This window comes from Micromonospora sp. NPDC005237, assembly GCF_040607775.1.
Taxonomy (GTDB): Bacteria; Actinomycetota; Actinomycetes; order Mycobacteriales; family Micromonosporaceae; genus Micromonospora.
Genome location: NZ_JBEXHJ010000008.1, coordinates 430,159 through 456,949, shown reverse-complemented (window position 1 = coordinate 456,949; position 26,791 = coordinate 430,159). Strand labels below are relative to the sequence as shown.

The 26,791-nt window shown below is 72.7% G+C and carries 25 protein-coding genes; 8 read left to right on the top strand and 17 right to left on the bottom strand.

The annotated features are described in order from the left end of the window. Positions 1-142: 142 nt before the first annotated feature. Positions 143-955: an MBL fold metallo-hydrolase gene (locus ABZT87_RS24080; protein ID WP_355138212.1), complete on the bottom strand. Its 813-nt coding sequence runs from the start codon at positions 953-955 to the stop codon at positions 143-145. Between the two features lie 137 nt (positions 956-1,092). Between ABZT87_RS24080 and ABZT87_RS24075 the strand changes: the two genes are divergently transcribed. After that, complete coding sequence (locus tag ABZT87_RS24075) at positions 1,093-2,310, top strand: NADP-dependent isocitrate dehydrogenase (RefSeq protein ID WP_355063784.1); 1,218 nt, start codon at positions 1,093-1,095, stop codon at positions 2,308-2,310. Positions 2,311-2,610: 300 nt separating this feature from the next. Here ABZT87_RS24075 and galT read toward each other — a convergent pair whose 3' ends face one another. From galT to ABZT87_RS24055, 4 genes are all read right to left on the bottom strand, one after another. Further along, positions 2,611-3,687 carry a galactose-1-phosphate uridylyltransferase gene (gene galT, locus ABZT87_RS24070; protein ID WP_355138210.1) on the bottom strand — a complete coding sequence of 359 codons (1,077 nt, stop codon included), beginning with the start codon at positions 3,685-3,687 and terminating at the stop codon, positions 2,611-2,613. Continuing rightward, on the bottom strand, positions 3,684-4,508 hold the full coding sequence (locus tag ABZT87_RS24065; protein WP_355138208.1) for a DeoR/GlpR family DNA-binding transcription regulator: 825 nt from the start codon (positions 4,506-4,508) through the stop codon (positions 3,684-3,686). Before ABZT87_RS24065 ends, galT begins: the two co-directional genes overlap by 4 nt. Positions 4,509-4,620: 112 nt before the next feature. After that, positions 4,621-6,150, bottom strand: a complete 1,530-nt coding sequence (gene cysC / locus ABZT87_RS24060; protein WP_355138206.1) for an adenylyl-sulfate kinase — start codon at positions 6,148-6,150, stop codon at positions 4,621-4,623. Positions 6,151-6,238: 88 nt separating this feature from the next. After that, positions 6,239-7,753: a glycosyltransferase family 2 protein gene (locus ABZT87_RS24055; RefSeq protein WP_355138204.1), complete on the bottom strand. Its 1,515-nt coding sequence runs from the start codon at positions 7,751-7,753 to the stop codon at positions 6,239-6,241. A gap of 237 nt (positions 7,754-7,990) precedes the next feature. Between ABZT87_RS24055 and ABZT87_RS24050 the strand changes: the two genes are divergently transcribed. The 5 genes from ABZT87_RS24050 to ABZT87_RS24030 all read left to right on the top strand — a co-directional run bounded on the left by ABZT87_RS24050 (position 7,991) and on the right by ABZT87_RS24030 (position 12,167). After that, positions 7,991-8,905: an ABC transporter ATP-binding protein gene (locus tag ABZT87_RS24050; protein WP_354857119.1), complete on the top strand. Its 915-nt coding sequence runs from the start codon at positions 7,991-7,993 to the stop codon at positions 8,903-8,905. Then, entirely contained in the window at positions 8,898-9,803 is a 906-nt protein-coding gene (locus ABZT87_RS24045; RefSeq protein WP_355138202.1) for an ABC transporter permease, read from the top strand. Before ABZT87_RS24050 ends, ABZT87_RS24045 begins: the two co-directional genes overlap by 8 nt. After that, on the top strand, positions 9,803-10,714 hold the full coding sequence (locus ABZT87_RS24040) for an ABC transporter ATP-binding protein (RefSeq protein WP_354857113.1): 912 nt from the start codon (positions 9,803-9,805) through the stop codon (positions 10,712-10,714). The genes ABZT87_RS24045 and ABZT87_RS24040 overlap by 1 nt, the downstream gene beginning before the upstream one ends. Before the next feature lie 4 nt (positions 10,715-10,718). Next, entirely contained in the window at positions 10,719-11,429 is a 711-nt protein-coding gene (locus ABZT87_RS24035) for an ABC transporter permease subunit (RefSeq protein ID WP_354857112.1), read from the top strand. Between the two features lie 93 nt (positions 11,430-11,522). Continuing rightward, on the top strand, positions 11,523-12,167 hold the full coding sequence (locus tag ABZT87_RS24030) for a hypothetical protein (protein ID WP_354857111.1): 645 nt from the start codon (positions 11,523-11,525) through the stop codon (positions 12,165-12,167). Between the two features lie 51 nt (positions 12,168-12,218). Here the strand turns inward: ABZT87_RS24030 and valS are convergent, their stop codons facing one another. The 8 genes from valS to ABZT87_RS23990 form a co-directional block, all read right to left on the bottom strand. Then, positions 12,219-14,783 (bottom strand): valine--tRNA ligase, encoded by a 2,565-nt coding sequence (gene valS / locus ABZT87_RS24025; RefSeq protein WP_355138200.1) that lies wholly within the window; start codon positions 14,781-14,783, stop codon positions 12,219-12,221. 56 nt (positions 14,784-14,839) lie between these two features. Then, a complete protein-coding gene (locus ABZT87_RS24020; protein WP_355138198.1) occupies positions 14,840-16,720 on the bottom strand; it encodes an ABC transporter ATP-binding protein in 1,881 nt (626 codons plus the stop codon). After that, positions 16,717-18,597 carry an ABC transporter ATP-binding protein gene (locus ABZT87_RS24015; protein ID WP_355063776.1) on the bottom strand — a complete coding sequence of 627 codons (1,881 nt, stop codon included), beginning with the start codon at positions 18,595-18,597 and terminating at the stop codon, positions 16,717-16,719. The genes ABZT87_RS24020 and ABZT87_RS24015 overlap by 4 nt, the downstream gene beginning before the upstream one ends. Positions 18,598-18,634: 37 nt before the next feature. Then, positions 18,635-19,144: a methylated-DNA--[protein]-cysteine S-methyltransferase gene (locus ABZT87_RS24010; protein ID WP_355138196.1), complete on the bottom strand. Its 510-nt coding sequence runs from the start codon at positions 19,142-19,144 to the stop codon at positions 18,635-18,637. Beyond that, positions 19,141-20,613, bottom strand: coding sequence for an AlkA N-terminal domain-containing protein (locus tag ABZT87_RS24005; protein ID WP_354857102.1), 1,473 nt, complete (start codon positions 20,611-20,613; stop codon positions 19,141-19,143). Before ABZT87_RS24005 ends, ABZT87_RS24010 begins: the two co-directional genes overlap by 4 nt. Before the next feature lie 100 nt (positions 20,614-20,713). Further along, positions 20,714-22,114: an FAD-dependent oxidoreductase gene (locus ABZT87_RS24000; protein WP_355138194.1), complete on the bottom strand. Its 1,401-nt coding sequence runs from the start codon at positions 22,112-22,114 to the stop codon at positions 20,714-20,716. 225 nt (positions 22,115-22,339) lie between these two features. Continuing rightward, positions 22,340-22,849: a hypothetical protein gene (locus ABZT87_RS23995; RefSeq protein ID WP_355138192.1), complete on the bottom strand. Its 510-nt coding sequence runs from the start codon at positions 22,847-22,849 to the stop codon at positions 22,340-22,342. Then, entirely contained in the window at positions 22,846-23,355 is a 510-nt protein-coding gene (locus tag ABZT87_RS23990) for a SigE family RNA polymerase sigma factor (RefSeq protein WP_355138190.1), read from the bottom strand. Before ABZT87_RS23990 ends, ABZT87_RS23995 begins: the two co-directional genes overlap by 4 nt. 140 nt (positions 23,356-23,495) lie before the next feature. Between ABZT87_RS23990 and ABZT87_RS23985 the strand changes: the two genes are divergently transcribed. Both ABZT87_RS23985 and ABZT87_RS23980 read left to right on the top strand, forming a co-directional pair. Further along, positions 23,496-24,002, top strand: a complete 507-nt coding sequence (locus ABZT87_RS23985; RefSeq protein WP_355138188.1) for a hypothetical protein — start codon at positions 23,496-23,498, stop codon at positions 24,000-24,002. A 60-nt stretch (positions 24,003-24,062) separates the two neighbouring features. Further along, a complete protein-coding gene (locus ABZT87_RS23980) occupies positions 24,063-24,797 on the top strand; it encodes a peptidase E (protein ID WP_355138186.1) in 735 nt (244 codons plus the stop codon). Between the two features lie 7 nt (positions 24,798-24,804). Here ABZT87_RS23980 and ABZT87_RS23975 read toward each other — a convergent pair whose 3' ends face one another. The 4 genes from ABZT87_RS23975 to ABZT87_RS23960 are packed head-to-tail and all read right to left on the bottom strand — an operon-like array spanning position 24,805 to position 26,790. Further along, entirely contained in the window at positions 24,805-25,152 is a 348-nt protein-coding gene (locus tag ABZT87_RS23975) for a hypothetical protein (RefSeq protein ID WP_234583867.1), read from the bottom strand. A gap of 29 nt (positions 25,153-25,181) precedes the next feature. Further along, positions 25,182-25,736, bottom strand: coding sequence for a nucleotidyltransferase domain-containing protein (locus ABZT87_RS23970; RefSeq protein ID WP_354857090.1), 555 nt, complete (start codon positions 25,734-25,736; stop codon positions 25,182-25,184). Continuing rightward, entirely contained in the window at positions 25,733-26,302 is a 570-nt protein-coding gene (locus ABZT87_RS23965; RefSeq protein WP_354857087.1) for an exonuclease, read from the bottom strand. Before ABZT87_RS23965 ends, ABZT87_RS23970 begins: the two co-directional genes overlap by 4 nt. Beyond that, complete coding sequence (locus tag ABZT87_RS23960) at positions 26,299-26,790, bottom strand: hypothetical protein (RefSeq protein WP_354857085.1); 492 nt, start codon at positions 26,788-26,790, stop codon at positions 26,299-26,301. Before ABZT87_RS23960 ends, ABZT87_RS23965 begins: the two co-directional genes overlap by 4 nt. Position 26,791 lies beyond the last annotated feature (1 nt).

Sequence of the window (26,791 nt, the reverse complement as noted above, 5' to 3'; positions counted from 1 at the left end):
CCCCGAGTTTCCCCCCCCCCCCCCCCGCGGGGGCGGCCCCGCCGGCCCCCCCCCCCCCCTCCTGCGCTCCCGCCCCGCCCCGACCCCGTTGATCAAGAGGTTTGCGTCACCGCGACCGCGATTCCTGACCCAAACCTCTTGATCAACACGGGTGGGTGGGGGTGGGGGTGAAGGGGGTGGAGAGGTGGGGGGTGGCCAGCAGGGTGGGGTTGAGGGTGTGCAGGGCCGTTAGGCGGGAGGCGCGCGCTTCGTCGGGGTCTACCTCGTGGGCGTACGCCAGGGTGGGGTCGATCAGTTGCACCAGGTGCACCAGGAGATCGCCGGTGAGCAGCATTCGCTCGTCGGCCGCTGTCAGGAGCACCGACTGGTGGCCGGGGGTGTGCCCGGGAGTGGGCAGCAGTCGTACCGCAGGGGTCAGGGTTGTCTCGCCGTCGACCACCCGGAGCTGGCCGGCGGCGCGCAACGGCGCGACCAGCCCGGCCGGCAGCCCGGGGTTGATCGCCTCCGCCGCCTCCAGTTCGGTGCGCTGGAGCAGGTAGCTGGCGTTCGGGAAGTACGGGCGGCCCGGTGTGCCGGTGACCGCCCAGCCGATGTGATCGCTGTGCAGGTGGGTCAGCACGACCGTGTCGACGTCGGCCGGGTCGATGCCGGCGGCGGCCAGTTCGGCGGGCAGCCGACCGGGCACCGGCGCCCAGCTCGCGGCGGGTGCGTCGGTCGGGCCGATCCCGGCGTCGACAAGGGTCACCGGCCCGTCACCCGAACGGATCGCGAAGCTGCGAAACGGCAGCCACCACCGCCCGTCGGCGGTGACCGAGGCGGGGTCGCGGCGGTCGGCCTCCTGCCACTGGGCCGCCGTGGCGTGCGGAAACACCTCTTCGCGGGGCTGGAAGAAGGCACCCTCGCCGTCGGTGAGCGCGGTAACCGTGATAGACCCGAGAGTGCGGCGAAGTGGCATCGAGCGATGGTGTCAGGGAACTGCTGTGTCGTGCAGCCCGGTTCCGCCGGTCGGTCGAGGCCGGCTGAGGGCTGCCGGCCCAATTGCAGTACGCTCGTACTGCTTGAGCACGTGTCCCCCGAGAGGAGCGCCGGCCGATGGCGAAGATCAAGGTAAACAACCCGGTCGTGGAGCTCGACGGCGACGAGATGACCCGGATCATCTGGAAGCAGATCCGGGAGCAGCTGATCCTGCCCTACCTCGACGTCGACCTGCACTACTACGACCTGTCGATCCAGTACCGCGACGAGACCGACGACCAGGTCACCATTGACGCCGCCAACGCCATCAAGGAGCACGGCGTCGGCGTCAAGTGCGCCACCATCACCCCGGACGAGGCCCGGGTCGAGGAGTTCGGCCTGAAGAAGATGTGGCGGTCGCCCAACGGCACCATCCGCAACATCCTCGGCGGCGTCGTCTTCCGCGAGCCGATCATCATGTCCAACGTGCCGCGGCTGGTCCCCGGCTGGACCAAGCCGATCATCATCGGCCGGCACGCCCACGGTGACCAGTACAAGGCCACCGACTTCGTCGTCCCCGGCCCGGGCACGGTGACCATCACCTACACCCCGGCCGACGGCGGCACGCCGATGGAGATGGAGGTCGCCAACTTCCCCGGCGGCGGCATCGCCATGGGCATGTACAACTACGACGAGTCGATCCGGGACTTCGCCCGGGCCTCGTTCCGGTACGGCCTGGACCGCAACTACCCGGTCTACATGTCGACCAAGAACACCATCCTCAAGGCGTACGACGGCCGGTTCAAGGACATCTTTGCCGAGGTGTTCGAGACCGAGTTCAAGGCGGAGTTCGACGCCGCCGGCCTCACCTACGAGCACCGGCTCATCGACGACATGGTCGCCGCCGCGCTCAAGTGGGAGGGCGGGTACGTCTGGGCCTGCAAGAACTACGACGGTGACGTGCAGTCCGACACCGTGGCGCAGGGCTTCGGCTCGCTGGGTCTGATGACCTCGGTCCTGCTCTCCCCGGACGGCCGTACCGTCGAGGCCGAGGCCGCGCACGGCACGGTCACCCGGCACTACCGGCAGTACCAGAAGGGCGAGAAGACCTCGACCAACCCGATCGCGTCGATCTACGCCTGGACCCGGGGCCTGGCCCACCGGGGCAAGCTGGACGGCACGCCGGCGGTGACCGAGTTCGCCAACACCCTGGAGCAGGTCATCATCGACACCGTCGAGGGTGGCCAGATGACCAAGGATCTCGCGCTGCTCATCTCGCGCGACGCCCCGTGGCTGACCACCGACGAGTTCATGAACGCGCTCGACGAGAACCTGGCCCGCAGGCTCGCTGCCTGATTCGACCGCACCAGCACCGGAGCCCGTCGGCACCCGCCGGCGGGCTCCGGCGTGTCTGCCGGCTGACACGCCTGCCGCGTCACCCGGCCTCGCGCGCCTCGTTGACCAGGGTGGACGAGATGCCAGTCGCGTCCAAGGAAGGTTGACCGCGGTCGACCGCGGATGCGTGCCGATCAGCCAGCCTTCCCGGCTGTGTCGAGCACAGCCAGCCGTCCCTTCCCTGCGGGGGGCCCTGTCCCGGGCCCCCCGCGCCCTGTTTCCCGCCAGGCCCGGAACGCCGGCTCTGCCGGCTCGCCAGGGTCAGGCGGCGCGGAGCAGTTCGGCGGCGCGCTCGGGGGAGATGTCGTTGATGAAGACGCCCATCCCCGACTCGGAGCCGGCCAGGTACTTCAGCTTGTCCTTCGCCCGCCGGATGCTGAACAGCTGAAGGTGCAGGTGGCCCAGCTCTCGGTCGATCCGCACCGGCGCCTGGTGCCACGCCGCGATGTAGGGCATCGGCATGTCGAACAGGCCGTCGAAGCGGCGCAGCAGATCCAGGTAGAGCGGCCCGAAGGCGTCCCGCTCGCTGTCGGTGAGCGCCGGGATGTCCGGCACCACGCGGCGCGGCGCGACATGCACCTCGAACGGCCAGCGGGCCGCCGCCGGCACGAACGCCGTCCAGTGCTCGTTCTCGGTGACCACCCGCTCGCCGGCCGCGCGCTCGGCGGCCAGCACGTCCGCGTACAGGTTGCCCCCGCCGGTCCGCTCGGCGTGCCGGCGGGCCGCGGCCAGCAGCGCCCGGGTGCGCGGCGTCACGAAGGGGTACGCGTAGATCTGCCCGTGCGGGTGGTGCAGCGTGACGCCGATCTCGACGCCCCGGTTCTCGAAGCAGAACACCTGCTCCACGCCGGGCAGCTCGCCGAGCACCTCGGTCCGGTCGGCGAGCGCGTCCAGCACGGTGCGGACGCGACGCGGCGGGAGGCTGGCGAACGAGGCGTTGTGGTCGGAGGTGAAGCAGACCACCTCGCACCGGCCCAGGCCCGGCCGGACCGGCGTGAACGGGGTGATCTCCCCGGGCTCGTCGGCGACGCGGCCACTCAACGACGGGAACCGGTTCTCGAAGACCACCACGTCGTAGTCCGGAGCGGGGATCTCGGTCAGTCGGTCGCCCACCGAGGGGTCGAGCGGGCACTCGGCCGCCGGCGGGAGGAAGGTGCGGGTCTGCCGGTGCACGGCCACGGCCACCCACTCGTCGGTCAGCGGGTCGTAGCGCAGTTGCGACGCGGGTGGCGGTGGCGGCAGGTCCCGGCGGTCCGGCTGGTCGCGGACGGCGTCGTCGTCCTCGTCGAAGTAGATCAGCTCCCGGCCGTCGGCCAGGTTGATCGCGGTGCGCTTCACGTCGCCGTCTCCTCACTCGTCGGCGTGCGCGTCGCGCGGCCCGCCCTTGTTGCCTTTGCCATGATCAATTCGCCCACCTGTTCGCCGAGTACCCGTCGTGCGGGCGGGGGCAACGCCTCGTCGCTGACCAGCACGTGGGCTGCCGACAGCTCGACGATCGAGGAGATGCCCACGGTGCCCCACTTCGTGTGGTCGGCGAGCACCACCAGCCGGTCCGCCGCGGCCACCAGCGCCCGGTCGATCTCCGCCTCCATGAGGTTCGGGGTGGTGAAGCCGGCCCGCTCGGTGATGCCGTGGACGCCGAGGAAGAGCAGGTCGAGGTGCAGCCGCCGGACGGCGCCGACCGCGAGCGGGCCGACCAGCGCGTCCGACGGTGTCCGTACGCCGCCGGTGAGCACCACCGTCTGATCGGGCCGGCCTCCGGCGTGCAGGATCTCGGCCACCGGGAGCGAGTTGGTTACCACGGTCAAGCCGGGAACGTCCACCAGTCGGCGGGCCAGTTCGGCGGTGGTGGTGCCGGCGGAGAGGGCGACCGCCGCACCGGGCCGCACGAGCCGCGCCGCCCGGTCCGCGATCGCGGCCTTCTCCGGCAGTTGCCGGACCGACTTGGCGTGGAAGCCCGGCTCGTCGGTCGAGCTGGGGCCGGTCGCGGTGGCGCCGCCGTGCACCTTGGCCAGCAGGCCGCGCTCGTGCAGGGCCTCCAGGTCGCGGCGAATGGTCATGTCGGAGACGCCGAACTCGGTCGCCAGGTCGGTCACCCGAACGCCACCGGCGGACCGGACCCGATCCAGGATCGCCGACTGCCGCTGCTGAGCGAGCATCAGCCGTGCCTCCCAGGGGTCCACGTACTCTCACGCGGTCGAACGTGTTCCAACAAAGATGAACACTAGCGCGTGCCCGGAACCGGCGGAAGGAAAGGGGTGGGACGACGCCTCAGGCCGACTGGATCTTCAACTCCACCCAGCCGCTCTCGGTCAGGTGGTGCAGCACGGCCTGCACCGCGTCCGCGACGCTCAGGTGGGTGGTGTCGAGCACCAGGTCCGCGTCCGTCGGCTCCTCGTACGGGTCGTCGATGCCGGTCATGCCGGTGAGCAGACCGGCGCGGGCCCGCGCGTACAGGCCCTTGCGGTCCCGCTGCTCGCACACCTCCAGCGGCGTCGCGACGTGCACCAGCACGAAGCCCGCCCCGGCGGACAGGGCCATCTCCCGCGCCGTCGCGCGGGCGGCCGCGTACGGGGCGATCGGGCAACAGATGCTCACCCCGTGGTGCCGGGCGATCTCGGCCGCCACCCAGCCGATCCGCCGGACGTTGAGATCCCGGTCGGCCTTGCTGAAGCCCAGCCCGGCGGAGAGCTCCCTGCGTACCACGTCCCCGTCGAGCAGGGTCACCGTCCGGTCGCCGTTCTCCCGCAACGCGTCGGCCAGCCCCCGGGCGATGGTGGACTTGCCGGAGCCGGAGAGGCCGGTCAGGAAGACCACCAGCCCTCGGTGCCGGCGCGGCGGCCGGGCCCGAGCCAACTCCTTCGCCACCGCCGGAGGCGTGTGCCACTCCGGCAGCGGGAAGCCCCGGTCGAGCAGGTCGTCGATCTCGTCCTGGGTGAGCGCGAGGCGGCGGTTGCGCGGCGGGATGTCCTCCCGCCAGCGCCACTGCCCGTCCCGGTTGTCGTACGCCAGCTCGCGCGGCACCAGCACCCGCAGCCCGGCGCCGGAGAGCATGTCCCCGGTCGAGAGCAGGTGGGTGACCCCGTACGCGGCGGAGACGCGCGCACGCAGCAGCGCGTCGCTGATCTCCTCCCGCCGATGCGACAGCGGCACGGCCACCAGGGTGGCCGGGGGCATCCGGTCCCGGGCGGCGAAGATCGTACGCACCAGCGCCTCCGGTGCGAGCCCGCCGACACCGCCCTCGCCGACCGGGATCATCACCAGCAGGTGCGCGGCCAGGGTGCGGGCCGCGTGCGCGATCTGGGCGAGCTGCGGCCGGTGCAGCGGACGGTCGGCGATGACCCCGAGCACCCGACCCGGAGGCAGCAGCGCGCGGACCTCCGCCGGGCTGCGCCGCAACCGCTGGAACGGGCCGTGACCGCCCTCGCCGAGCCGGCGGAGCTGGCCACCCAGGCCCGCCACGCCCTCGCGTACCGGCCAGACGTCCGCGACGTCCAGGGCGGCGACCGGCGCCCCCTCGCCGTCGGTCAGCACCAGGGCCCGGCGGGCCTCATCGCGCGGGTCGAAGCCCTGCGCCAGCGCGGCCGGCACCTGCAGGGTCACCGGAACCTGCCACGGCGTGCCGTCGGCCAGCCGGCCGCGTCGGCTCACCGACACCAGGTCGGCGCGGGTCATGAAGCCGGTCAGGGGGGCGTACGCGCCGGTCAGCAGCAGCTCCAGATCCGCGAGCTCACCGGGACGCGGCGTGTACGCCGGCGCGTCCCGGAGCACCTCGTCGGGCAGCACCCAGCCGTTGCTCATCCACACCCCCCACTCGCTGACCGGCACACAGTTTCGCAGCCGACCGCCGATCGGTCGAGGCCGCCACTCCACGACCCGGACGGTCGGCTCAGCGGCGGACCCGGCGACCCACCGCCGACCGCAGCCAGTTCCAGACCTTCCGCTCGTCGCGGATCCGCGGAGGCGCGCCGTCGGCCGGGCAGATGAAGAGCAGCGGCAGCCGCGCGTCCTCGGTCCATCCGGCGTTGGTGATCCGTGCCTTGAGGAGCCAACTGCCCCGCGTACGACCGCCGTTGAGGGCGCGGAAGTCGATCGTGGTGGTGGCGCGGTGCACCAGGTGAACGGTCTCCGCGCCGCCGGGACCGGCGACCCGCTCGGTCTGGAACTGCACCGGCAGGAAGATCTCGTCGCCGGTCTCCCGGCGGCGGGCGACCACGTCGAGGCGGGCCTTGCGGACCTGCGCGGTGGAGTCGAGCACGTCGGGGGAGATCTCACCGACCGGAAGCACCAGCACGTCGCGCCCGTCGTCGGCGCGGAACCCGATCGGCTGGTCCGCGGAGCGCAGCTCGGCGGCAACGGTGACCGTGACGGCGTGCTCGTCCGGCTGGAGCTCGTCGATCCGGCCGTGCCCGGCGATGCCCGCCTCCCACCGGGCCAGCCGCCGCAGGTCCTCGACCCGGCCCCGCTCGGTCAGGTACGCCACGGCCCGTTGCAGCGGCGGCAGGCCGGCGGCTACCCCGGGAGCGAAGCGCTCCTGGATGATTTTCTGGACCTCGGCGGCGACCTGGTCCACCCAGTCGTGGGGAGCCTCCAGCAGCCGCTTGCCGCGGAGCCGGTTGATCATCTCGTTGCGCAGCCACCGCCGGTGCAGCCGGTCGCGCAGCGGTCCCGGTTCGGTGTGGGCGTCGACGATGTCCAGCGCGTCGCGCACGCTCGCGAAGTAGCTCGACGGCTCCAGCCGCGCCGCGGTGACGTTGCGGGCGTCGCCCCGCTGCGCGTGGTGGTAGCAGGTGTAGTCGGACAGCACGCAGGTGCGGCGGGACAGGAAGTAGGCACGTACGACCAGGGAGTGGTCCTCGAGCCGCCGCTTGCCGCCCTCCGGGAACCGCAGCCCGTGCTCGTTGAGGAAGGAGCGGCGGAACAGCTTGTGGCAGGTCAGGCTGTCGATCAGCGGCGCGTTCGCCAGGGTGGCGTCGAAGCGGTTCTTGCGGAACAGCTCCCGGGGCACGCCGCGCCCGTGCCCGGCCATCTTGCCGATCACCACATCGGCGTCGTACGTCTTCGCGCAGTCGTAGAGCCGTTCCAGCGCCTGGTCGGCGAACCAGTCGTCGTCGTCGGCGAAGAAGACGTACTCGCCGCGGGCCCGCTCGATGCCGAGGTTGCGCGGGCGCGACGGCCAGCCCGAGTTCTCGATGTGCACCACGTGGATGTGCGGGTGCTCGGCCGCCAGCCGGTCCAGCCGCCTGCCCGTGTCGTCGGTCGATCCGTCATCGACGAAGATCGCCTCGAACTCGTCGGCCGGTAGCGACTGGCGCAGCAGCGACGCCACCAGCTTCTCGATGTGGGGGCCACAGTTGTACGCGGGCACCACGACACTCACCTTGGGGACGCCAACCTCGACCATCACGATCCTTCCGCTTTGGCGGTCGAATATCCCCCGGAACACTGCCCGGTGAACGGGAAGTGAATCGTGCCACCCGGCAGGGGTCTTTCCGGCAGCGGGGTCTGGCCGAACGCACGACCGGCGCAAACGTTCATCGTCGCCGTCGGCGGACCTTAGGGGTGGGTCGCCGCGAGGATCAGGGGAGCACCGGGGGCGCGCCGGTGTCGGTGCGGGGCATCGACTCCCTACGCTGGCGTCGTGACACTGATCGCGACCCAGTCGCTCACCAAGACGTACGGAGGTCGGGTCACCGCGCTCACCGACCTCACCGTCGCCGTCGAGCCCGGGATCATCGGCCTGGTGGGCGCGAACGGCGCCGGCAAATCCACCTTGATCAAGATTCTGCTCGGCCTGATCGCCCCGACCAGCGGTCAGGTCTCGGTGCTCGACATCGACCCGACCACCGAACCGGCGGCGGTCCGTGCCCGCGTCGGCTACATGCCCGAGCACGACTGCCTCCCACCGGACCTGTCCGCCGCCGAGCTGGTGACCCACCTCGGCCGGATGAGTGGCCTGCCGCGCACCGCGGCCCGCGAGCGCGCCTCGGAGGCGCTGCGCCACGTCGGGCTCTACGAGGAGCGCTACCGCCCGGTCGGCGGCTACTCCACCGGCATGAAGCAGCGGGTCAAGCTGGCCCAGGCGCTGGTGCACGACCCGGACCTGCTGCTGCTCGACGAGCCGACCAACGGGCTGGACCCGGCCGGTCGGGACGCGATGCTGGCGCTGGTGCACCGGATCGGCACCGAGTTCGGCATCTCCGTGCTGGTGTGCTCACACCTGCTGGGCGAGGTCGAGCGGATCTGCGACACGCTGATCGCCATCGACGGTGGCCGGCTGCTGCGTGCGGATCACATCTCCGCGATGACCTCGGCCACCGACGTGCTGGCCGTCGAGGTCAGCGAGGGCACCGAGGAGTTGGCCGCCCGGCTCGCGGCGCTCGACCTGCCGGTGGCGCGGGACGGCCGGCTGCTGCTCGTACCGCTCGCCGACGACAGCACCTACGACCTGATCCTCGGCGCGGTCGCCGAACTGGACCTGCCTCTGCACCGGCTGGACCAGCGCCGGCACCGGGTGGCCGAACTCTTCGCCACGAGGGAGCTCACCCATGCCTGAGCTGTCATCGGCCGCCGTGCGGCCCACACCGACCGGCGTCATCCACGACATCGGCTATCAGCGCTACGAGGGCCCACGGCTGGGCCGTCGGCACGTCTTCGGCGCGCTCTACCTGCACGGGCTGCGCACCATCTTCGGGTTCGGGCGCAGCGCCAAGGCCAAGATCTTCCCGTGGCTGGTGGTCGGCATCGTCACCCTGGTCGCGGTGGCCCTGGCCGCCGTCCGCAGCCAGCTCGGCGAGCCGGTCGCCACGTACGCCCAGTTCGCCGACGCGATGAGCTGGCTGGTCCTGTTCTTCGTCGCGGTGGCCGCGCCGGAGCTGGTCTCCCGGGACCTGCGCAGCGGTGTGCTGCCGCTGTACTTCTCCCGGCCGCTGCCCCGCGCCGACTACGCGCTCGCCAAGTTGCTGGCGCTGGTCACCGGCCTCTGGCTGCTGCTCGGCGGGCCGCAGGTGGTGATGTTCCTGGGTGCCGCGTTCACCACCAAGCAGGGCATGCGCGGGGTGTGGCACGAGCTGCTCGACCTGCTTCCCGGCCTGCTCTACGCCGGCCTGTGGGCGGTGGTCTTCGCCTCGGTGGGGCTGCTCGTCGCCTCGCTGACCGGCAAGCGCGCCTTCGCCGCGGGCGGGGTGGTCGCGGTCTTCCTGATGACCACGCCGATCGTGGGCGTGCTGAGCATCCTGCCGTCGAACACGGCCAACGAATTGGCCGGCCTGGCCTCGCCCTCCACCCTCGTGCAGGGGGTGGGCATCTGGTCGCTGGGTGACCTGCTGGTCGAGGGCGATCCGGGCGAGATGATGATCGGCGGCTTCGGCCCGGTCTACGCCCTGGTCGCGGTGCTGCTGGTCGCCGGCGCGACCGCCCTCCTGCTGGCCCGCTACCGGAAGGTCGCCTCCTGATGAGCACGCTGAGCCTGACCGGGGTGTCCCGGTGGTACGGCAACGTGGTGGCCGTCAACGACATCAGCATGGCCCTCGGGCCGGGCGTGACCGGTCTGCTCGGTCCGAACGGCGCCGGCAAGACCACGCTGCTGCACATGATGGCCGGGTTCCTCGCCCCGTCGCGCGGCACGGTGACCCTCGACGACGAGCCGACCTGGCGCAACCCCGACGTCTACCGCCGGCTGGGGCTGGTCAGCGAGCGGGAGGCGGTGCAGAGTTTCCTGACCGCGTACGAGTTCGTGCTCGCCAGCGCGAAGCTGCACCGGTTGGCCGACCCGGCGGCGGCGGCGCGACGGGCCATCGACCTGGTGGAGCTGGAGTCGGCGCAGGACCGCCGGATCGGCACGTACTCCAAGGGCATGCGCCAGCGAGCCCGGGTGGCCGCGGCGCTGGTGCACGACCCGCAGGTGCTGCTGCTCGACGAGCCGTTCAACGGCATGGACCCGCGTCAGCGGCTGCACATGATGGATCTGCTGCACACCCTCGGCGACGCCGGCCGGACGATCCTGTTCAGCTCGCACATCCTGGAGGAGGTCGAGCAGGTCTCCGGGACGGTGCAGGTGATGGTGGCCGGTCGACTGGCGGCCTCCGGCGACTTCCGGACCATCCGTCGGCTGATGACCAACCGCCCGCACGTCTTCGCGGTGCGCTCCACCGACGATCGGGCGCTGGCCGTGGCCCTGATCGCCGAGGCGTCGGTGAGTGGCGTCGAGCTGGACCGCACCGGCCTGACCGTACGCGCCGGCGACTACGGCGCCTTCACCCGGGCGTTGCCCCGGATCGCCCTGAACAAGGGCATCCGGGTGCGCCAGCTGGTGCCGTCCGACGAGTCCCTGGAGAGCGTCTTCTCCTACCTGGTGGAGGCCTGAGAACATGTCGACCATTACCTGGATCACCGCGCGCGGGCTGTTCGGCCGGCGCCGGTTCCTGCTGCTGCTCCCGCTGCCGTTGGTGCTGCTCGGGCTGGCCATCCTCTGCCGGTCGCTGGGCGTGGACCCGGGCGAGTGGGGGCCGCCGGTGCTGGTCGGCCTCGGCCTGGCGGTGGTGCTGCCGGTGGTTGCGTTGATCATCGGCACCGGCGTGCTGGGCGCGGAGATCGACGACGGCACCGTCGTGCACATCCTGACCAAGCCGCTGCCGCGCTGGCAGATCGTGCTGCCGAAGCTCGCGGTCGCCGCCGGGGTCACCGCGGCCACCGTCGCGGTGCCGCTCTACGTCGCGGGCGTGCTGGCCGATTCGGTACGCCTCGGTCTGGCCCTGGCGTTCGCGGCGGCGCTCGGCGCGCTGGCGTACTCGGCGCTGTTCCTCGCGCTCAGCCTCGTCACCCGGCGTCCGGTGCTGCTCGGCCTCGTCTACGTGCTCATCTGGGAGGGGCTGCTGGGCAACTTCGTCAGCGGCACGAAGGTGCTCTCCATCCAGCAGTACGTGATCGCCCTCGCCGACCGGCTCGCCCCCAGCGGGCTGCTGGAGACCACCGTGTCGGTGCCGGTCGCCTCCGTGATGACCGCGTTGGTCAGTGTCGGCTTCACCGTGCTGGCGATCGACCGCCTGCGCTCGTTCAGCGTGGCCGGCGAGACGAGCTGAGGCACATGCGGGGTACGGTTCCGGCCAGCCTCCCGCAACGGGTAGGGCTGGCCGGATGGACCGGCCGGGGTGCCGGGGCCCAGGCTGACTGGTGTGAGCGTCGAAGCGGAGTGGACATCGTTGGCTGAGCCGTACTCGCGGAGCAGCCGGCCGTGGCTCACCAGCCTGGCGGTCGCCGGGCTGGCGTGCGCGACGGTCGCGACGGCCGCCCAGGGCAGCGGCCGGTTCCACTGGTGGGCCGGCTTCATCCTGATCCCGGCCGCGCTGATCGCGGCCAGCGGCGGGCCGTTGCTGGCCCGCGGCGGCGGTCGGGCCTTCGCCGGGTACGTCATCGCCTGCGTCGGCACGCTGGTGTTCGTGGTGGGTGCGTTGCTGATGTTCGGGGCGATGGGGCAGGGCTGGCCGCTGCTGGTGGTGCTGCCCTGCCTGGCGGTCGCCGGCACGTACGGCTGGCGGGCCGCCCACCCCCTGGCCCGTGGCCTGCACCGCGCGGTGGCGCTGCTCGCGCTCACCGGCGCGCTGCTCGGTGTGACCCTGCAACTGATCCACATCCGACTCATCCACCTGGAGACGGGCTGGTGGGGCGTGTTCCTGATGCTGGCCGGGGCGATCGTGCTGGGTAACGCGGGCGAGCTGACCCGGCATCGGATGCCGTACCGGCTCCAGGCGATCACCCTGCTGGTCGGCCCCGCCGTGGCGGCCATCCTGCTCGGCCTGCGCTTCCTGCGCGGCTGGTGAACGACCGGTCCGCCGCCGCCACCGGTCGGTGCGGGCGGCGGCGGACGCCGGTCAGAAGGCGCAGGCGATGACGAGTTCCGGGGTGCGGTCGGGCAGCAGGTCGAGCTTGCCGATCCGGCCGGCCGCGCGCAGGTCGTCGGCGACCAGGGTGAGCTGCTCCAGCAGCCCCGCCGGGCCCAGCGCCTCGGCCAGCGGCACCTCCGCCTTCATGGACAGCTTCCGCTCCGACTTGGCCCGCCGCACCTGGCCCAACGCGTCACCGGCGAGCCGCAGCAGCGCCGGCTCGCCCGTCCCCTCGATCGTCCGGGCCACCTCGTGGGTGGTGGGCCAGGGCGCGCGGTGCACCGACCCGTACCGCCACCAGGACCAGATCTCCTCGGTGACGTACGGCAGCACCGGGGCGAACAGCCGTAGCTGCACCGACAGCGCGCAGGCCAGCGCGGCCCGCGCCGAGTCGGCAGCCGCTCCGGTGCCGTACGCCCGCTCCTTGACCAACTCGATGTAGTCGTCGCAGAAGCGCCAGAAGAACGACTCGGTGGCCTGCAACGCGGCCGTGTGGTCGTAGGAGTCGAAGGCGGTGCCCGCGGCGCTGACCACGGTGGCCAGTTCGGCGAGCATGGCCCGGTCCAGCGGGGCGGTCGCCGGTGCGCGCAACGCGTCCCCGGCGCCCAGGCCGAGCGCGAACTTCGACGCGTTGAGCAGCTTGGTGGCCAGCCGCCGGCCGACCTTGATCTGCGCCGGGTCGAAGGCCAGGTCCATGCCGGGCTTGCCGCTGGCCGCCCAGTAGCGCACCGCGTCCGAGCCGTGCTGCTCCAGCAGCGCCAGCGGGGTGACCACGTTGCCCTTGGACTTGGCCATCTTCTTGTGGTCCGGGTCGAGGATCCAGCCCGACAGCACGGTGTCCCGCCAGGGCAGCACCCCGTGCTCGAAGTGCGATCGGACCACGGTGTCGAACAGCCAGGTCCGGATGATCTCCTGACCCTGCGGGCGCAGGTCCATCGGAAAGACCTGCGCGAACAGGGCCGGGTCGGTCTCCCAGCCACCGACGATCTGCGGGGTCAGCGACGACGTGGCCCAGGTGTCCAGCACGTCCGGGTCGCCGAGGAAACCGTCCGGTTGGCCGCGCTGCGACTCGTCGTAGCCGGGCGCCGGATCACTGGACGGGTCGACTGGCAGCGCGGACTCGTCGGGCGTGAGAGGGTGGGACCAGTCCGGCTCGCCAGCGTCGTCGAGCCGGTACCACACCGGCACCGGCACCCCGAAGAAGCGCTGCCGACTGACCAGCCAGTCCCCGGTCAGGCCGCTCACCCAGTTGTCGTAGCGGTGCTTCATGTGCGCCGGCACCCAGTGCAGCTCCGCGCCCCGGGCCAGCAGCGTCGCCCGCAGGTCGGCGTCCCGCCCGCCGTTGCGCAGATACCACTGGCGGGTCGAGACGATCTCCAGTGGCCGGTCGCCGCGTTCGTAGAACTTGACCGGGTGGGTGATCGGGCGTGGCTCGCCGATCAGGTCACCGGCGTCGGCGAGCATCCCGACGATCTCCCGGCGGGCGCCGTTGACGGTCCGCCCGGCCAGCGCCGCGTACGGCGCCGCGGGCACCCCGGCCGGCGGCTCCGGAAGCAGCCGACCGTCGCGGCCGATGACCACCCGGGTGTCGAGGTCGAGATCCCGCCACCAGGTGACGTCGCTCAGGTCGCCGAACGTGCAGACCATGGCGATGCCGGTGCCCTTGGCGGGGTCGGCGAGCGGATGGGCGTACACCGGCACCTCGACGTCGAACAGCGGGCTGCGCACCGTCTGACCCACCAGGTCGGCGTACCGCTCGTCGTCGGGGTGGCAGACCAGCGCGACGCAGGCCGGCAACAGCTCCGGCCGGGTGGTGTCGACGAGCACCTCGCGCCCGCCCGGCCCGGTGAACCGCAGCCGATGGTAGGCGCCGGGGCGCCCCCGGTCCTCCAGCTCGGCCTGGGCGACCGCGGTGGCGAAGCCGACGTCCCACAGCGTCGGCGCCTCCGCCTGATACGCCTCACCCCGCAGCAGGTTGCGCACGAACGCCCGCTGGCTGGTGGCGCGGGCCACCCGACCGATCGTCGTGTACGTCAGCGACCAGTCCACCGAGAGCCCGAGTCGCCGCCAGAGGGCCTCGAAGACCTGCTCGTCGGCGACCGTCAGTCGCTCGCACAGCTCGATGAAGTTGCGCCGCGAGATCGGGGTGGGGTCGCGGCGCGCGGCCTCGTCAATCGGGGTGGCCGGGGGCCGCCACACCGGGTCGTACGGCAGGGCGGGGTCGCAGCGCACCCCGTAGACGTTCTGCACCCGACGTTCGGTGGGCAGGCCGTTGTCGTCCCAGCCCATCGGGTAGAACACGGCTTTGCCGCGCATCCGCTGGTAGCGGGCGACGGTGTCGGTGTGCGTGTACGAGTAGACGTGCCCCATGTGCAGCTCGCCCGATACGGTCGGCGGCGGGGTGTCGATGGCGTACACGTCAACACGCTTCTTCGAGCGGTCGAAGGCGTACGTGCCGTCCTCCTGCCAGCGGTGCGCCCAGCGCTCCTCGAGCCCGTCCAGACTCGGACGCTCGGGAACGCCGGCGCGGGCCGTCCTCGCCGTATCGGTCATCTGCCGATCGTAGGCATCAGCAGGGTGTCGAGCCACGGACTTGCGCATCGCCGGCTCTACACGAGCGAGTCGCGCCACTGCCGGTGCAGCGCCGCGTAGCGACCGTCGGTGGCGGCCAGCACGGCCGGTGGGCCGTCCTCGACGACCTGCCCGCCGTCGAGGACGAGCACCCGGTCCGCGGTCTCCACAGTGGAGAGGCGGTGTGCGATCACCAGCGCGGTGCGGTCCCGCAGGATGGTGCCGAGCGCCCGCTGCACGAGCCGTTCGGTCGGCACGTCCAGTGACGACGTCGCCTCGTCGAGGATCAGCACGGTCGGGTCGGCCAGGAACGCCCGGGCGAACGCGACCAGTTGCCGCTGCCCGGCGGAGAGCCGGCCGCCGCGCCGGTGCACCTGCGTCGCGTACCCGTCGGGCAGCGCGGCGATGAAGTCGTGCGCGCCGATCGCCTCGGCGGCGGCCCGCACGTCGGCGTCGTCGGCGTCCGGCCGGCCGAACCGGATGTTCTCCGCGACGGTCCCGCTGAACAGGTGGTTCTCCTGGGTCACCAGCACCACCGCGCGGCGCAGGTCGGCGTCGGCCGCCTCGCGCAGGTCGATCCCGTCCAGCAGGACCGCGCCGGCGTCCGGGTCGTGGAACCGGGCGACCAGCTTGGCGATGGTCGACTTGCCCGCGCCGGTCGGCCCGATCAGCGCCACTGTCTGCCCGGCCGGCACGGTCAGGTCCAGCCCGGCGAGGATGGGCGTGCCGGCGCGGTAGCCGAAGGAGACGCCCCGGAAGGTCAGCTCACCGTGACCGGGGCTGGTCGGCAGCGACACCGGCCGGGCGGGTTCGGCCACGGCAGGCCGCTCGTCGAGCACCCCGGCCAGCTTCTCCAGCGCCGCCGTCGCCGACTGCAACGAGTTGTAGAACTGGCTCAGCTCCTGCATCGGCTCGAAGAAGCGGCGCAGGTAGAGCAGGAACGCGGCGAGCACACCGACCTCTGTCCGCCCGCCGAGCACCCGCCATCCGCCGTAGCAGAGCACGACCGCGACCGTGACGTTGCCGATCAGCTTGATCGCCGGCGAGTACGTGGCGATCAGCCGGAACGCGTGCAGGCTGGTGCGCCGGTAGTCGTCCCCGAGCGCCACGAAGATCCGCTGGTTGCGGGGCTCCCGGCGGAACGTCTGCACCGCGCGGATACCCCGCATCGACTCGACGAAGTGCACGATGACCAGCGCCACGGCCTCCCGGGTCCGCCGGTACGCGCCGGCCGAGGCCCGCGCGAACCAGCGGGAGAGGTAGAACAGGAACGGGAACGCGAACAGCGTCACCGCGGCCAGCGGCAGGTCCAGCCAGAGCAGGATGGCGGCCACCGACAGGATCGACAACGCGGCCAGCACCAGGCTGTCGATCCCGCCGTCGACCAGTTCGGCGATCGAATCCAGGTCACTGGTGAGTCGGGACACCATCCGGCCCGACGTGTACCGCTCGTGAAAGCCCACCGACAGTCGCAGGAAGTGCCCGAACACCCGCTGCCGCAGGTCGAGGAGGACCGCCTGGCCGATCCGGGCGCTGAGGGTGAGGAAACCGCGGCGGGCCGCGTACTCGGTCACGGCGGCGACGGCGAACGCGCCGCCGACGGCGGCCAGCGGGACCGCGTTCCCGGCGCGCAGCGGCGCGATGGCCCGGTCGATGCCGACCATGACCAGGTACGGACCGGCCATCGCGGCAGCGTTCTGCGCCAGCAGCAGGCCGACCGCCGCGGCGAGCCCTCTCCGGTGCGGGCGGAGCAGATGGGCCAGCAGGGCTCGACTGTGCCGGCGCAGCCGGGCCACCGCCTCCGGGGTGGTCTCCTCGGCCCGACTCCGGTCGGCCTCCGGGTCGGTGGCCGTTCCCCGCCAGCGGGTCAGCTCCGGCTCCTCGGCGGGAGGCGGGTCGACCTGCTGCGGGGAGTTCACGAGCGCACCAGCCCCCAGCCGTCCGGGGTGGACGCGCCGGGCCCCGCCGCCCGGGTGTGCCCCAGTTCCGGGTTGGTGGCGCCGGCCGGCTGCGCGGGCGGCGGCTCGGCGGCGAGCAACGCCCGGTAGGCGGGCACGCTGGCCAGCAGTTCGGAGTGCCGGCCGATCGCGGAGATCCGTCCACCGTCGAGCAGGGCGACGCGGTCGGCCAGCGCGATAGTCGACGGCCGGTGCACCACCAAAAGCGCGGTGCTGGCCCGCAGGACCTGCCGCAGCGCCGCCTCCACCAGCGCCTCGGTGTGCACGTCGAGGGCGGACAGGGGGTCGTCGAGCACCAGCAGCGCCGGTCGGCCGAGCACCGCCCGCGCCAGCGCCAACCGCTGCCGCTGGCCGCCGGAGAGGGACAACCCCTGCTCACCCACCCGGGTGGCCAGACCCCACGGCAGGTCGTACGCGAAATCGGCCTGGGCCAGCGCGAGGGCGGCCCGGACCTCGTCGTCGTCGGCGTCCGGGCGACCCAGGGTGAGGTTCTCCCACACCGACATGGAGAAGAGCGTGGGCTCCTCGAACGCCACCCCGACCAGTCGGCGCAGCGAGGCCAGCCGCAGCTCGCGCAGGTCGTGCCCGTCCAGGGTGATCCGGCCGCCGGTCACCTCGTGCAGCCGGGGCACCAGGGAGAGCAGCGTGCTCTTGCCGCAGCCGGTGGCCCCGACCAGGGCCACCGTCTCGCCCGGCTCGATGGTCAGGTCGATTCCGTGCAGTACGGCGGTGGTGGCGCCCGGGTAGCGGAAGTCGACCCGTTCGAAGCGGAGTCGGCCGTGGATCGCCTCGCGGGCCAGCGTGCGCGCGTCCGGAGCGTCCACGATCTGCGGCGGAGTGTCCAGCACCTCCTGGATGCGGTCCGCGGCGGTGGCCGCCTCCTGACCGTTGGCGATGATCCAGCCCAGCGACTGCACCGGCCAGATGAGCATCAGTTGGAGGCTGGCGAACGCCACCAGTTCGCCGATGGTGAGCACGCCCTGCGCGGCGGCGGCAGCCCCGGCCACCAGCACCACGCCCAGGGTCACGTTGGGCACCAGGTCGAGCAGCGCCGCGGTGTTCGCCAGCAGCCGGCCCTTGCCCACACCGGTGTCGTGCAGCGTCCGGGTCCCCGCGGCGAAGCGGGCCGCCAACTCGGGCCCCCGGCCGTACGCCTTCATGGTGCGCAGGCCCTGCGCGGTCTCCTCGACGAGCGTCGCCACGTCGCCCTGCTGGTCCTGCATCCGGCGCGACGCGGTGTGGTAATGCCGGCCGAAGCGGCGGGTGATCAGCAGCAGTGGCACGGCGCTGGCGGCGACCAGCAGCCCGAGCGCCGTGTGCAGATGGATCAGCAGCAGGACCACCACCACGTAGGTGGTCAGGTTGAGCACCAGGAAGAAGACACCGAACGAGAGGAAACGGCGGATCACCGACAGGTCGCTGGTGATCCGGGAGAGCAGTTGGCCGGACTGCCAGCGGTCGTGGAAGCTGGCCGGCAGCCGTTGCAGGTGCGCGTACACGTCGGCGCGCAGCGCCGCCTCCATGCCCACCGCCGAGGAGGACTGCACCCACCGCCGGATGAAGATGAGCACCGCCTCGATCACGCCGAGCAGCAGCGCCAGGCCACCGAGCTGGAGCAGGCCGGCGGGCTCGTGCCGGGCCACCGGCCCGTCCACCACCCGCTGCACCACCAGCGGTACGGCGATCCCGGCGGCCGTGCCGGCAAGGCCCGCGACCAGCAACCAGGCGAACTCGGCGGCGTACGGGCGCAGGTAGCGGCGCAACCGCCAGAGGTTGTGCACGGGGTGGCGGCCCGCGGCGACCGGGGCGGCCCGGTCGCCGTCGCTCTCCACAGGCACTACCCGACGGTAGCGTCAATAGGTCTCGATGCTGCTGTCAGCTTGTCGTCAACCGCCGCTCATGACCGAGAAGCCACTTCTTCACGTCCAGCCCCCAGCGGTAGCCGCCGAGCGTGCCGTCGGTGCGCAGCACCCGGTGGCAGGGTACGAAGAGCGCCGCCGCGTTGCGGGCACAGGCCGCCGCCGCGGCGCGCACCGCCGGTGGCCGGCCGGCCAGCGCCGCGTACCCGGTGTAGGTGACCGGGGTGCCCGGCGGAACCTCCCGCAGCACCTGCCAGGCGTGCGCCATGAACTCGCCGCCGGTGTGCTGCCGTACCGGCACCGAGTCGATGGCCGCGAGGTCGCCGTCCAGGTAGGACCGGACGGCCACGGTCGCCGGCCCGAGGTCGGCGCGTTGCCGCAGCGGCGCCCGCAGGGTCGGGTGGATCAGGGGCAGCAGCGCCGCCGGGTCGGGGGTGAAACCGGCCGCCAGGACCTCGCCGTCGCTGCCGGCGAGGATGCTCAGCGGCCCGGTCGGGGTGGTCAGCACGGTGCTGTCGATGCTCATGCCGCTCTCCAGAGTCTGATCGTGGCGTAGGACCGCCAGGGGCGCCATCGTTCGGCGTGCGCCGTGAGGGTCGTGTCGGGCAGGCCGAGCGCTGCTGCGCCGCGGCGGATCGCGAGGTCGGTGTCGAGGAGGACGTCCGGGTCGCCGAGGGCGCGCAGGGCGAGGTAACTGGCGGTCCACGGGCCGATGCCGGGCAGCGCGAGCAGCCGCCGTACGGTCTCCTCCCGGTCCCCACCCGGCGCCAGGTCCACGGTCCCGTCCGCCACGGCGAGGGCGAGCCCACGAATGGTCTCCCGCCGCCGAAGAGGCATCCCAAAGGCGGCATCCGGAAGGGCCAGAACCTCCTCAGGGCTGAGAAACCCCCGCAGGTCAGTCCGTTGATCATGAAGTTGTTGTCGCGACACGCCGTCGTCGGGGGCAACAACTTCATGATCAACGCGGGCGGTCAGGAGGCGGGTGAGGGTTGTTCGCGCGGACGTCACCGAGACCTGCTGGCCGATGATCGCGCGAACGGCCATCTCGAAGCCGTCGACCGCGCGGGGGACGCGGATGCCGGGCTCGGCGGCCACCACCGGGGCCAGCGCCGGGTCCGCCGCGAGCGTGGCGTCGACCGCGACCGGGTCCGCGTCCAGATCGAGCAGGCGTCGGCAGCGGGCTACCGCCGGCGCGAGGTCGCGCAGGTCGGCCAGGCGCAGCGTCGCCGCCACGTGCCCGTCCGCCGGGGTCAGCGCCACCTGGCCGGCGCCGTGCGGCAATCGCAACCCCCGGTGGTACGTCCCGTCGCGCACCTCCTCCACCCCGGGCAGCGCGCGCAGCGCGAGGAAGTCCAGCAGCGCTCGGGCGTGCAGCGGCGGACGGTACGCCAGCCGGAGCGTGATGGTTCCCGCCCCGACCGCCGCCAGGTGCCGACCACGGGCCGTCCGCAGCTCGGACGGTGCGCTCGCGTACACCTCGCGGACCGTGTCGTTGAACTGCCGCACGCTGCCGAACCCGGCGGCGAACGCGATCTCGGCCATGCCGAGGCCGGTCGTCTCGATCAGGATCCGGGCGGTCTGCGCCCGCTGGGCCCGGGCCAGCGCGAGCGGCCCGGCACCCATCTCGGCGCGCAACATCCGGTGCAGGTGCCGTTCGGTGTAGCCGAGGCGGGCGGCCAGCCCCGGCACGCCGTCCCGGTCGACCACCCCGTCGGCGATCAGTCGCATCGCCCGGCCGACCACGTCGGCGCGGACGTCCCACTGTGGCGAGCCGGGTGCGGCATCCGGCCGGCAGCGGCGGCAGGCGCGCAACCCGGCGCCCTGCGCGGCCGCGGCCGACGGAAAGAACCGGACGTTCTGCCGCTTGGGGGTGGTCGCCGGGCAGGACGGCCGGCAGTAGATCCCGGTCGACGTCACGCCGGTGTAGAACCAGCCGTCGAACCGCTGGTCCCGGCTGTCCACCGCGCGGTAGCACCGTTCGAAGTCCATCTCCACGTCACCTATGGTGCCCCGCTGGTCGGGCCCTCGGCTGGCGGGAATCGGACCTGGGCGTGTGCGCGGCGGGCCGGCCGCGCACTGCCGGCCCGGGCACCGCTCAGCGGCGGCGACGGTGCGGCTGGCCGGACCGCTGCCCGGACCGGGCGGGTTGGCCGGACCGGTTCGACTGCCCCGACCGCGTGGACTGCCCGGCCAGCAGGGGCGAGCGGAACACGCCGTCCGGGTCGTACCGCTTCCACAGCCGGCGCACCCGGGCGCCGGTCTCGCCCGGGTAGATCCGGGCGAACGCGGCCGGGCCTGGTCGGCTCTCGAAGTTGACGTACTCGCCGTCGGCTCGCGCGCCGACGGCCCGCCAGGCGGTGTCCAACGCCGCGCCGCCCAGCGGTGGGAACGTCGAGGCGATGACCAGGGTGTTCTGGTGCCGGTGCGGGTAGGCCGTCGCGTCGGCGGCGACATCGTTGACCGCCCCGCCGACCGAGCGCAGTTGGATCACCGCCCGGCCCGGACCGGTGGTCGCCCGCGTGACCGCTCGCGCGACGCCCGGGTCCAGCTCGGCGAACAGGCCGTTGGTGGTCGTACCCCGTTGCTGCCCGACGTTCGGGTGCAGGTGCGCGGTCGGCACCAGCGTCGGGTAGGGCAGCAGGTCGCTGCGGTGTTCGAGCACCTTCCCAATGGCCAGCAGCGGCTCCACGACGGGCCGGACGCGGCGCAGGCTCTCCGCGGCCACCACTGCGGTGACGGACATGAGCGTCGAGCGGCCCTCGGCGAACAGCACGGCGGCGGCGGACAGCTCCCGGGGCGCCTGCGCCAGAAAGCTCGCCCACTCGCGGACGGTACGACCGTCCGGGTGCGCCTCGACGACCAGCTGCGCCACGCCCACGTTGCGCTGCTCGGCGGCCTCGATCTCGAACGCCACCACGACACCGGCCCCCGCGCCGGCGCCCCGGACCAGCCAGAACAGCTCCGGTTCGTGCGCCGCGTCGGCGCGTACCAGCGTCCCGTCCGCGAGCACGACCTCCACCGCGCGGACGCGATCGATGGTGAGGCCGTGGGCGCGTACCAGCCAGCCGACGCCGCCGCCGGTGGCCAGCCCGCCGACGCCGACACCGCCGTAGTCGCCCGAGCTGACCACCAGGCCGTACGGGGCAAGCGCCGTCGCGACGTTCGCCCAGCGGGCGCCGGCCTCGACCCGGACCAGTCCGGCCCGTTCGTCGAGCACCCGCACCCGGTTGAGCATGGACAGGTCGATCACGACGCCGCCGTTGTTGGAGGAGGCTCCGGACAGGCCGTGCCCGCCGCTGCGCACGGCGATCGGCAGTCGCTGCTCCCGGGCGTACCGGATCGCGTCGATCACCTGCGCGGTGGTCTTCGGCAGCAGCACGGCGGCCGGCGAGGCGGTCGTCGTGTACGTCGAGCGCAGCTGCGCGTACCGGCGGTCGCCGGGCGTGACGATCTGCCCCCGCAGGGAGTCGGGCACCCGGGCCATGGCGGTGGTCATCGCTGGCCCTGGGCCGCTCGGCCGTCGTGGTCGGTCATGGCCCAAGAGTGGGGCGGTGGCGACGGCGTTGGCAAACCTCGAGTCGGCCACCAACCATTGGTAGGTGGTCAATGAGCGCGGGGCGGTGACACGCGTTCGGTCGTAGTGACCGGAATCTCCGCCGACGTGGGCGTCCGGGCCGGTCCGACCGAGGCGTGGAGATCACCTCGGTCGGACCGGGCCCGATCACCTCGCGGGGCTGGGGCCCGTGCTCGGCCCGGACGGGCTCGGCTTGATCGTCGGGGAGCCCGGTCGCCCCGGAACGCCCGGCGCACCACCCGTGGTCGGCCCCGGCTCGTCCGGCCTACCCGGCACACCCGGGGGGCCGGGCTCGCCCGGCCTGCCCGGCACGCCGGGGTCTCCCGGCTCGTCGGAGGTGGCCGGCGACGGCACCGGAGCCGGTAGGCCGGGCCGGCTCGGCACGCCGGGCGGCGCCCCGGACGGGTCGGGTACGGCCGCCGGCCCCGCTGGGCTCGGCACGGCTGGCGGAGGCCCGTCCGAGCCGCTCGCGGCCAGGGCGATCGGAGCCGCGATCAGGATCGCCGCGAGAGTCCCCACCGCCCCCATCGTCACCGTGGCGCGGCGTCTGTTGCGGAACCGCCGTTCCGCTCGGTTCAACTGGTCATGCACGATCGGTGCCTCCTCGGCCAGGTCGGTGAGGGTGGATCGGATGAGGCTCTCGAAGGGATCGGTCATCGCCGTACCTCCAGCAGCTCGATCTCCGGCAGCAGGTTGCGTAGCCGCTGGACCGCCCGGTGCGTACGGCTGCGGACGGTGCCCACCGAGCAGCCGAGCAGCTCGGCCACCCGAGCTTCGGGCAGGTCCTCGTAGTAGCGCAGGACCACCACCGTCCGCTGTGCCGGTGGCAGCTGGCGCAACGCGGCACGCATCGCCAGCCGTACGTCGGAGCCGCCGCTCGGGTCCGCGCCGACCGGCTCGTCGGCCGGGTTGAGCGGCGTCTCCCGCCGTCGGCGAAGTCGCCGCCACCAGCTGATCTGCTCGCGGTACATCACCACGCGGAGATATCCCTCGGGATCGGCGTGCCGGATGGTCTCCCACTTCGGGATGGTCCGCGCCAACGCCGACTGGAACAGGTCCTCGGCGGCGTTGCGGTCCCCGGTCAGCAGGTACGCGACCCGCATCAGCGCCGGTGTCCGGTTGCCGACGAACTCGGCCAGCCGAGCGCGTTCGTCCTCGTCCACCCACCACCCCCGTTTCGTTGTCACCCATACAGACGCCCCAGGTCATCGTTGCTATCCGCGATCCGGGGTGTTTTTCCGGCCCGGAAGTGTCGGTCGTGACGGGTACCGTCCGGCCACCAACTGAAGAAGGGATGCGGGACATGACGAGCGTGGCGGGTTGGGCGGCGGCGTCGACACCGGGCGCGTTCCCGCCGCTGCCCCGCGCGGTGGCACAGTCCTTCTACCGCCGGATGCGGGCCGTCGCGCCGGCCGCCGTCGGCGCCATCGAACGGGACCGGGCGGCCGATCCCGAGCAGGTCTTCGCCGACACCGCCTGTGGCCGGTTGGCCGGCTCACTCGACGACGCGGGCCTGCGCGCACTCGGGATGTGGACCCACCACTGGTGCATGCGCTTCTACGACGACGACACCCGCGTCGGTCGGCGGTTGGTGCGCGAGATCGCCGCGCGGGCCGAGTTGGGCTGGACGGCCGACGAGGTGCGCTGGATGCTGCGCGAGTCGTTCTCGGCCGGCCCGGCCGCCGCCGACCGGTTCACCCTGCCCCGTGCCGCCGCGGCGCAACTGCCCCCGGCCGACCGGCCGCCCGCGGACCACTGGCCCGAGGTCGAGGTACCCCGCCAGCGCAGCGGCCGGCACGTGGGCGCGTGACCGGCCGCTTCGTGGCTGCGGCAGGATGGACGCCGCACCGCCCCGACGGAAGGACGCCCGATGCCCGCCAGCGAGCCGACCATCATCGCCACCAGCATGGGCTTCTCCCGGGGCGACCGAGGGCCGTACGACATGCGCCCCAGCCCGGTCTTCGAGCTGGCCGCCGAGCTGGCCGAGGCTGGTCCGCAGCCGCGGATCTGCTACCTCGGGCAGGCCCTCGGTGACCAGCCCACCTCGTTCGCCGCCGTCTACGGCGGGTTCGCCGAGACCCGGTTCCGCCTGTCGCACCTCGCGCTGTTCCCGATGCCGAACGTCGACGACGTCCGCGCCCACCTGCTCGCCCAGGACGTGATCTGGGTCTGCGGCGGCAGCGTCGCCAACCTCGTCGCGGTCTGGCGGGTGCACCGGCTCGACGAGATCCTGCACGAGTGCTGGCAGGCCGGCGTGGTGCTGGCCGGCGTCTCGGCCGGCTCGATCTGCTGGCACGTGGGCGGCGCCACCGACAGCTTCGGGCCCCGCCTGCGCGGGTTCACCGAGGCGTTGGGCTGGCTGCCGTACGGCAACGGCGTGCACTACGACAGCGAGGCCCAGCGCCGACCGCTGATGCACGAGCTGGTCGGCGACGGCACGTTGCCGACCAGCCACTGCACTGACGACGGCGTCGGCCTGGTCTACCGGGGGACCGGGCTGGTCGAGGCGGTCGCCGACCGCGAGGGCGTCTCGGCGTACGAGGTGAGCCGCAACGCGGACGGCAGTGTGCGGGAGGCGGTCATCGCGCCCCGCCTGCTTGGTTGAGCGCCGGTCAGACCCGATCCTCGAAAGCGGCGCACACGGTCGCCCGCACCTGCGGCCCCTCGATCGATCGCAGCAGCTCCCGGGCGAGGGCGATCTGGTGCGACTCGTCGACTGACCGGTCCATCGGGGTCAGCTCCACCCGCCACCGGAAGTAGAGGTAGTCGTCCTCGTCGGTGGCGGCGAGCCGCGGGTCGGCGTCCTCGTTGGGGTTGATCTCCAGCAGGTTGCCCCGGACGTCCACCGAGTCGCGGCGGTAGGGCACCGCGTCGGGCAGCCGGGTTCGGATCAGGTCGAGCAGCTCCGCCGCCGTCAGCGGGCCGTCGACCATGATGAGGAACTGCAACGTCGTCTGCACGTCTGCCACCTTGCCAGATGCGGAACCGCTCAATCGAGCGGGAGGAACGGGCCGTTGTCGAACTTGCCGCCCCGGCGCAGCACGGAGAACTGCACCTTGTGCGGCACGTGCGTGTCCATGAGCTCACGACGCAGGTGGGTGAAGTCGGTGCCCAGATCGAAGCTGGCGAGCTGACCGTTCTCGTTGATCCGGCGCAGCATCGTCTTGCGCAGCCGGGTCCCGTCCGGCGCCCGGGACAGGGAGCGTTCGGCCAGGTCGAAGAAGGTCTTGTCGTCGACGATGAGCGCCACATCGATGTCGGAGTCCGGGCGGGCGGTGCCCTTCACCCGGCTGCCGTGGGCGACCAGGTCCCCGTCGGGCAGCCCGGCCTGCCGTTGGGTCTGCCGGGCGCCCCGGGCGAACCGGGTCCACTGGCGTTCGGTGAAGCCCTGCGGGATCTGCCGGGCGGCCCGGGTGGTCGCCGCCTCGGCAGTCTCGCCCGCCACGTCGTCGGCCCGTCGCATCATGCTCCGGGCGGCCTGCGCGACGATGCCCCGAGCGGCCGTCGTGGCGCCGTCCGGCAGGTCCCGTCGACGGCCGGTCATTCCAGCCCGCCCGACTGGCGGCGGCGCAGCACGGCGTCGAAGACCTGCGCCAGTTCGGCGGCGTCCTCGCCGGCGTGGTGGGTGTGCGGTACGTCGTGCAGACCCAGCTCGTGCTTGATCTTGCCCTTGCGGGTCTGGACCCACTCGCTGCCGGTCAGCCCCATCCAGTAGCTGCGGAGGTCGACGCCGGAACCGGTGGCGCCGAACGGGCTGTGGCCGACGAAGCGCACGAAGTACCAGTGCACGAACATGCCGTCCCAGACAGCGGGAGCGGCGAGGAAGACCGGGCGGCCGATCCGGCGCAGTCCGTTGACCCAGGCCGCCGCCGCTGCCATCGCCTCCGGCGCGGTGGGCGCCTCGCGGAGCAGACGGTCCCGGTCCAGACCCGACACGGCCAGCGCGGCCGGCACGAACTCGTCGGAGATGGGCCGCAGCTCGGTGTAGAACGTCAGATCCGGGCGACCGGCCACGGCCATGCCCAACGAGATCATGCTGTTCGGCCCGGGGATCGGCCCGTCCGCCTCCACGTCGACGCCGACGTACAGCTCGGGCAGCGGAGAGGTCATCCCAGCACCACCCCGATGGCCTGGTCGATCAGCATGTTCAGGACGATGTCGGTGAGCTTCTTGAAGACGGGGATCTCCAGCAGCGAGGCGCCGAACGTCGGAGCGGCCGTCGCGATCGCCTGGATGATCTGCACCAGCAGGATGATCAGCTGGACGATCACGTTGATCTTCAGGGCGAGGACGATCAGCGCGCACACGAACAGCGTCGCCGCCACCATCTGTGCGCCGGTGCCGCCGTCCCGCAGCACCGACATCGCCGAACCGTCGGCCTCCCAGCGCTCCTGGAACGCGGTCAACGCATCGCCCTGGTTGCCGGTCAGCACCCGCTGCGCGGCCGCCGTACCCTCCGCCGCCGCGTTGTGCAGCGAGTCGGCCATCTCCATCCACATCTGGCCCAGCTCGAACATCTTCGTCTCGTCCGACTTGGGCCAGGTGTAACCCAGCTCGTTCAACAGGCCGGCGAGCTCGCCGGGCAGCATGATCCCCATC

Excerpts from the sequence above, each read along its gene's own strand:
- ABZT87_RS24055 (WP_355138204.1), bottom strand. The coding sequence starts at position 7,753 with ATGGTCGAGGTTGGCGTCCCCAAGGTGAGTGTCGTGGTGCCCGCGTAC.
- ABZT87_RS23960 (WP_354857085.1), bottom strand. The coding sequence starts at position 26,790 with ATGGGGATCATGCTGCCCGGCGAGCTCGCCGGCCTGTTGAACGAGCTG.
- ABZT87_RS23995 (WP_355138192.1), bottom strand. The coding sequence starts at position 22,849 with ATGACCGATCCCTTCGAGAGCCTCATCCGATCCACCCTCACCGACCTG.
- ABZT87_RS24010 (WP_355138196.1), bottom strand. The coding sequence starts at position 19,144 with ATGAGCATCGACAGCACCGTGCTGACCACCCCGACCGGGCCGCTGAGC.
- cysC (WP_355138206.1), bottom strand. The coding sequence starts at position 6,150 with ATGAGCAACGGCTGGGTGCTGCCCGACGAGGTGCTCCGGGACGCGCCG.
- valS (WP_355138200.1), bottom strand. The coding sequence starts at position 14,783 with ATGACCGATACGGCGAGGACGGCCCGCGCCGGCGTTCCCGAGCGTCCG.
- ABZT87_RS24065 (WP_355138208.1), bottom strand. The coding sequence starts at position 4,508 with ATGCTCGCTCAGCAGCGGCAGTCGGCGATCCTGGATCGGGTCCGGTCC.
- ABZT87_RS23980 (WP_355138186.1), top strand. The coding sequence starts at position 24,063 with ATGCCCGCCAGCGAGCCGACCATCATCGCCACCAGCATGGGCTTCTCC.
- ABZT87_RS24000 (WP_355138194.1), bottom strand. The coding sequence starts at position 22,114 with ATGACCACCGCCATGGCCCGGGTGCCCGACTCCCTGCGGGGGCAGATC.
- ABZT87_RS24035 (WP_354857112.1), top strand. The coding sequence starts at position 10,719 with ATGTCGACCATTACCTGGATCACCGCGCGCGGGCTGTTCGGCCGGCGC.
- ABZT87_RS23965 (WP_354857087.1), bottom strand. The coding sequence starts at position 26,302 with ATGACCTCTCCGCTGCCCGAGCTGTACGTCGGCGTCGACGTGGAGGCG.
- ABZT87_RS24045 (WP_355138202.1), top strand. The coding sequence starts at position 8,898 with ATGCCTGAGCTGTCATCGGCCGCCGTGCGGCCCACACCGACCGGCGTC.
- ABZT87_RS24040 (WP_354857113.1), top strand. The coding sequence starts at position 9,803 with ATGAGCACGCTGAGCCTGACCGGGGTGTCCCGGTGGTACGGCAACGTG.
- ABZT87_RS24075 (WP_355063784.1), top strand. The coding sequence starts at position 1,093 with ATGGCGAAGATCAAGGTAAACAACCCGGTCGTGGAGCTCGACGGCGAC.
- ABZT87_RS23985 (WP_355138188.1), top strand. The coding sequence starts at position 23,496 with ATGACGAGCGTGGCGGGTTGGGCGGCGGCGTCGACACCGGGCGCGTTC.
- ABZT87_RS24080 (WP_355138212.1), bottom strand. The coding sequence starts at position 955 with ATGCCACTTCGCCGCACTCTCGGGTCTATCACGGTTACCGCGCTCACC.
- ABZT87_RS23970 (WP_354857090.1), bottom strand. The coding sequence starts at position 25,736 with ATGACCGGCCGTCGACGGGACCTGCCGGACGGCGCCACGACGGCCGCT.